This window comes from Streptomyces mexicanus (genome assembly GCF_902506575.1).
GTDB classification, from domain to species: Bacteria; Actinomycetota; Actinomycetes; order Streptomycetales; family Streptomycetaceae; genus Streptomyces; species Streptomyces mexicanus.
Genome location: NZ_LR732544.1, coordinates 448927 through 453517, shown reverse-complemented (window position 1 = coordinate 453517; position 4591 = coordinate 448927). Strand labels below are relative to the sequence as shown.

Sequence of the window (4591 nt, the reverse complement as noted above, 5' to 3'; positions counted from 1 at the left end):
TAAGCAGGACATAAAAAGGGAGGATCTATAAAGTAATTGGCAATAGCAGAATGAATAAAAACAAAACAGATAAAGACAACTTTGCAGAGTGTTAGGAAAATGACAGAGGAAAGATGGAACAAGCCCCAGAAGACAAAGGGCTACAGAGGGAGTAATAAATTGTTTTTTTTTTTTCAAGCAGAAGACGGCATACGAGATTTCTGCCTGTCTCGTGGGCTCGGTGGAGGTCATGAACCACGGCACTGCGCCCCTGCACGGCTGGACGGTGACGTGGCGGCCGGGCACCGGGACCAAGATCAGCAGTGCCTGGAACGGATCGCTGTCCACGGCGTCCGACGGCACGGTCACGGTGCGCAACGCCGACTACAACGGTGCGGTACCGGCCGACGGCAGTGTCACGTTCGGGTTCACCGCCACGTCCTCGGGCAACGACTATCCGGTCGGTTCGGTCGGCTGCGCCGCGGCGTGACGCTCACCGGCCGCCGGGTGTGATGCGCCGTCCCGTCAGCCGGGCGGGACGGACGCGCACCCACAGCGCGCGCGTGCCGCCCGCCCAGGGCGCGGAGTGGGCCCGCCGTTCGAGCCGTTCGACCGCCTCCGGATCGGTGACGGCCTCGGCGGTGCCCACGGCGAGCACGCTCCAGCCCTGGCTCATCGCGTCGTCGATGTGATCGACCTCGAAGGCCACCTCGGTGCCGACGGCCGCCGCCGGGGTGGCGTCGGCCGCGGTGCGGAAGACGACGGCGTCGTCCACCACGTCGTAGTTGACCGGCAGGACGGCCGGGCCCTGCCCGGTGCGCAGGGCGATGCGTCCCACGCCGTGCGTGGACAGCAGCGACCGGCACTCCTCGGGGCTCAGGTCCGTCAGGCGGGGGTGGGCCAACGCCTGCCCCCGCCCCGGCGGCAGGTCCTGGTCGCCGCCGCGCAGCGCCTCCAGGGTGGTGCCCAGGACGTCGGCCAGCCGCAGCAGCGTGGCCGGGGTGGGGTCCGAGGGCCGCTGCTCCAGGTAGGCCAGGTACTGCGGCGACATCCGGGCGCGCTCGGCCGCCTCCTCCAGGCTGAGCCCACTGCGCACGCGGGCGTCCGCCAGGCGCCGCCCGATGTCTCCCGGGTGGGTCGCGCGGGCCGCGGGGCGCGCCGTGACGGCCTCATTCGCCGCCGGGCGGGCCGCCTGCCCGTCATCCGGAGGTGCCGCCCCGTGGCCGGTGTGCGCCTCCGGCCGATCGCCTGGCTGAGCGTGCATGGGCATGCCCTCCCTGGTCCGGGGTCCGCCCCTCCAGGATCTCCCGCGGCCCCCTGCCGCGCCAACGGGCCCGGCGGCGGGCACCCCGGCCCGGTCCACGCCGCCGCGTGAATCCTCCCGGCACGAAGCCGCGCCGCCGCACGTCGCGCAGCCCGAGCGCGTAGCCCTCCGCGGCCACGCCGCCGGCGGCCGGCGAGCCGGCCGGGCACAGGTCGGCGTAGGAGACAGGACCGCGTCCCGGCACTCGGCCAGGAGCGCGGCCTCGGCGGCGTCCTTGGGGCTCGGCGGGTCGGGCATGGGTGTCCTGCGTCCCGGACGAAGGTCAACCGACGCGGGTCATCACGGAGTTGAGCCGATGCTCACGGCGGACGCGGAGCTCTTCACAACACGGACAAGGCGCGCCCCACGGCATGCGCAAGGCGCGGCCGCGGCTCTGACCGGCTCAGTTCCCGCCGCTCACGGTCGGCTGCGCGTCCTCCTGTGCCGGAAGGCTGTCCATGAAGGAGCTGACCGAGAAGACGGCGCGGCCGGGGCCGGGCGGGCCGTAGCCGGGGGGCGAGGAGAGCCCGAAGTCCTCCATGGTCTGCCGGTAGGCCTGGAGCAGCCGGATGTGGTACTCCAGCGGCGCGCCCTGCGGGTTGGCCTTGCCGAGCGGCGTGGTGGGCTCGGGGCACCAGGTGGTGAAGCGCGGCGTGATGCCGTGCGACATGAAGAAGCGCAGGCCCTCGGTGGTGGAGGCGATGGCCTCGTCGACCGTCTTGAAGCCGAAGGGCTCGGCCATCTCGACACCCGCGACGAAGTTCGGGATCACGTTGCGCGCGCCGAAGACGTCGGCGGAGTCCAGGATGCGCCGGTGCCATTCGTCACGGCCGACGTACCGCTCCTTGCCGGGGCAGAACAGCTTGAACAGGTACTCGTCCCACACCTCGAAGTTGGGGTGGTAGATCTGCACGCCGTAGTCCTTGAACCGCTGCACGTCCGCCTTCGGCAGCGCCTGCGCGACGACCTTGCCGATCCAGCGGCCCGGGAAGCGCTCCTCGATGGCCTTGGCGTAGTGGCCGTAGAAGTCGGCCTCGTCGCGGCCCGCGACCTTCGAGGTGATCGCGCCGCCGGTCAGCGTGTACGCGGTGGACGCCTTCTGGGTGTCGTACCGGTCGATGATCTCCAGGGCCTCGAGGACCTCCGCGACGTCCTTCACCCCCGTGTACGGGCGTCCGGCGGCCTTGTGCTGGCGCCAGTTGTGATTGATGTCGCAGTACTGGCACTCCTCCTTGGCGCCGAAGTACTGGCACACCCGGAAGACGGTGAGGTAGATCAGGTAGCCCCACTGGATGGTGGGGGCGACCTCCATCACGGACTTCCCGTTGGCGAGGGTGTGCCGGTAGTACTCGGGCATCGGCGGCACGCCCACGTCCGCGATCCGCCTGCCGTCCAGGTAGAGGCCCAGCATTCCCTCGTCGTCCGCGGCCACCCGGTAGGGCGAGGCGGGGTTCACCCGGACGGAGACGACGGTGCGCCGCAGGTCGTACGGCCCGCCGGTGAGGATGATCTCCTCCGGCGGGCGGCGCAGCGCGGCCTCGCCCAGCTCGGGCAGGGTGCCGTGGTCGAAGGAGAAGATGAAGTACGACTTCGGCTTGACCTCGCCGTCCTCGTTGTCGCTGAGCGCGGAGGGGTCGAAGGCCACACCGCCGCGCAGCAGGTCCTCCTTGAAGACGGCTTCCCGTGGTACGTGCGGGAAGCGCTCCATCAGATCCTCGACCAGCGCGGTACGGCTGCCCATCGACCTCTCTCCTCCCGGCCTTGACGTTCGCTCCCACCGTATGCCCCCGTCCGCCGGCCGGCCGTGCCGGGTCCCCGCTCGGCACGCGACACCGCCCCCCGCCGGGCGGGCGGCGCGGGCCGGGACGGGTGCGCCCGGGGGGCTGTCGGTGGCGTCGGGTAGGTTCGGCGCCAAAAGAGTGGCCCGAGGCCACGGAGCAGGAGGGACGACCGCATGAGCGCAGCCGTGACCAACTGGGCGGGCAACATCACGTACACCGCCAAGGAGGTGCACCGGCCGGCCACCGTCGGGGCGCTGGCGGAGCTGGTCGCCCGCAGTGCCAAGGTGCGCGTCCTGGGCAGCGGCCACTCCTTCAACGAGATCGCCGACCCGGGTCCCGACGGCGTCCTGCTCCGCCTGGACGCGCTGCCCGCCGAGGTGGACGTGGACACGGCCGCCCGCACCGTCCGGGTCGGCGGCGGCGTGCGGTACGCCGAACTGGCCCGCCGGGTCCACGCGCACGGCCTGGCCCTGCCCAACATGGCCTCCCTGCCGCACATCTCGGTGGCCGGCTCGGTGGCGACCGGCACCCACGGCTCGGGCGTGGCCAACGGCCCGCTCGCGGCCCCCGTCCGCGAGGTCGAGCTGGTCACGGCGGACGGCTCGACGGTGCGGATAGCGCGCGGCGACGCCCGGTTCGACGGCGCGGTCACCTCCCTCGGCGCGCTCGGTGTCGTCACCGCGCTCACCCTCGACCTGGAGCCGACGTTCGAGGTGGAGCAGCACCTGTTCACGGAGCTGCCGCTGGCCGGCCTCGACTTCGAGACGGTCGCCGCCGCCGCGTACAGCGTCAGCCTGTTCACCGACTGGCGGGACCCGGGGTTCCGGCAGGTGTGGCTCAAGCGGCGCACCGACCAGCCGCTGCCCGAGTTCCCGTGGGCGGTGCCCGCGAAGGTGGCGCTGCACCCGGTGCCCGGGATGCCGGCGGAGAACTGCACGCAGCAGTTCGGCGTGCCCGGCCCCTGGCACGAGCGGCTGCCGCACTTCCGGGCGGAGTTCACCCCGAGCAGCGGCGCCGAACTGCAGTCGGAGTACCTGCTGCCGCGCGGCCACGCCCTGGACGCACTGCACGCGGTCGAGCGGATCCGGGAGACCGTCGCGCCCGTGCTGCAGACCTGCGAGGTGCGCACCGTCGCCCCCGACGCGCAGTGGCTCGGCCCGAGCCACGGCCGGGACACCGTGGCGCTGCACTTCACCTGGGTGGAGGACACCCGGGCGGTGCTGCCGGTGGTGCGCCGCCTGGAGGAGGCGCTGGACGCCTTCGACCCGCGCCCGCACTGGGGCAAGGTGTTCACGACGCCCGCCGCCGTCCTGCGCGCACGGTACCCGCGCCTGGACGACTTCCGGGCCCTGGCACGGGAGCTGGACCCGTCCGGGAAGTTCACCAACGCCTTCCTGCGGGACCTGCTCGACGGCTGACCCGACCGGGAGCGGGCGGTCCGCCGAACGGCACGGCGGCAGCACGGCGGCGGCCCACCGGCCGGGACGGGCGGTGGGCCACCGACAGGGGCGGGCGGTGGGCCACCGAC

General features: G+C 72.3%; 3 protein-coding genes. 1 reads left to right on the top strand and 2 read right to left on the bottom strand.

The genetic code is table 11. The features are described 5' to 3' along the window. Positions 1-472: 472 nt before the first annotated feature. Together GV126_RS02150 and GV126_RS02145 are read right to left on the bottom strand one after the other, a co-directional pair. Entirely contained in the window at positions 473-1249 is a 777-nt protein-coding gene (locus GV126_RS02150) for a helix-turn-helix domain-containing protein (protein ID WP_159662160.1), read from the bottom strand. Between the two features lie 436 nt (positions 1250-1685). Further along, positions 1686-3023, bottom strand: coding sequence for a radical SAM protein (locus GV126_RS02145; protein WP_159662158.1), 1338 nt, complete (start codon positions 3021-3023; stop codon positions 1686-1688). A 213-nt stretch (positions 3024-3236) separates the two neighbouring features. Here GV126_RS02145 and GV126_RS02140 point away from each other — a divergent pair, with 213 nt between their 5' ends. Beyond that, on the top strand, positions 3237-4481 hold the full coding sequence (locus GV126_RS02140; protein ID WP_159662157.1) for an FAD-binding protein: 1245 nt from the start codon (positions 3237-3239) through the stop codon (positions 4479-4481). Positions 4482-4591 lie beyond the last annotated feature (110 nt).

Bases quoted from the DNA above. Each gene is read 5' to 3' on its own strand.
- GV126_RS02145 (WP_159662158.1), bottom strand. From the start codon at position 3,023: ATGGGCAGCCGTACCGCGCTGGTCGAGGATCTGATGGAGCGCTTCCCG.
- GV126_RS02140 (WP_159662157.1), top strand. From the start codon at position 3,237: ATGAGCGCAGCCGTGACCAACTGGGCGGGCAACATCACGTACACCGCC.
- GV126_RS02150 (WP_159662160.1), bottom strand. From the start codon at position 1,249: ATGCCCATGCACGCTCAGCCAGGCGATCGGCCGGAGGCGCACACCGGC.